The organism is Candidatus Hepatincolaceae symbiont of Strigamia maritima, assembly GCF_055505085.1.
Genome location: NZ_DBKDTU010000062.1, coordinates 1 through 983, shown reverse-complemented (window position 1 = coordinate 983; position 983 = coordinate 1). Strand labels below are relative to the sequence as shown.

The 983-nt window shown below is 22.7% G+C and carries 2 protein-coding genes; both read left to right on the top strand.

Annotation, left to right across the window (positions count from 1 at the left end; translation table 11 throughout):
* The first annotated feature begins 61 nt into the window (after positions 1-61).
* Positions 62-664, top strand: coding sequence for a ParA family protein (locus ACQCX0_RS01370; RefSeq protein WP_462562339.1), 603 nt, complete (start codon positions 62-64; stop codon positions 662-664).
* Positions 665-673: 9 nt separating this feature from the next.
* The gene (locus tag ACQCX0_RS01365; RefSeq protein WP_462562338.1) at positions 674-922 is read left to right on the top strand and encodes a hypothetical protein; all 249 of its coding nucleotides are present in this window, start codon (positions 674-676) and stop codon (positions 920-922) included.
* Positions 923-983 lie beyond the last annotated feature (61 nt).

Sequence of the window (983 nt, the reverse complement as noted above, 5' to 3'; positions counted from 1 at the left end):
GTACTATAGTATATATAAGTTATAAAATTATAGTTAGTAACATATTATAAGGAACTAATGTATGAAAATAATAAGCTTATTAAACAATAAGGGGGGTTGTGGTAAAACTACTACAACAATAAACTTGGCTTTCGGATTAAATAAATTAAATCAAAAAGTATCTGTTATTGATACCGATCCTCAAAAAAGCCTAACTGAAATAGCAAAAAATAATAATTATTTTCCGGTAAAATCAGTTCATATTGAAAATTGTGTTGAAGAATTTAAAAATATATTAAATGACAAAATAGACTATGTGTTAGTAGATACATACCCTAATACTGATTTAAGAATATTAGATTTGTTAGAGATAACTGACCTAAGTATTATCCCAATTCAGCCATCTATTTTAGATTTACATGCTAGCTTAAATACATTAAAAGCTATTAAAAAAATGAATAGCGACTATTGTATTTTGTTTAATGGGGTAAAAAGTATTAATGAATACAATAAGTGTAGTGATAGTTTTAATGAATATAAAAAACTATCACATTATATTGCTCATAGAGTTGTTTATTCAAAAGTTTTGCAAGAAGATAATATAAATATATTTGATAGCGATGATTTAAAAGCTAAAAAAGAAATACTTGATATAAGTAAAGAAGTATTACAGTTAACAAAATAAGGAGTGTATATGTCTGATAAACCTAATAAATTACTACAAAAACTTAATAAAAGTAATACGGATGTTCTTGATTATGCTATTAATCAATTAAATACATCTACAGAAAATAAAAATATATATACAAAAACAAAAACTTTTCCTCTGAAAATGCTTCCTACTGAATGGAAAGAATTAACAATTTATTGCTTACAAAATGATATAACAAAAGAAGTTTTTATTAAAAATGCTATTAAACAAGCTATGAGTAACAATAAATAAAATAAGTATTATTAATAATTATTGACATTATAAGTAATACCTAGTATTATTTAAGTATTAA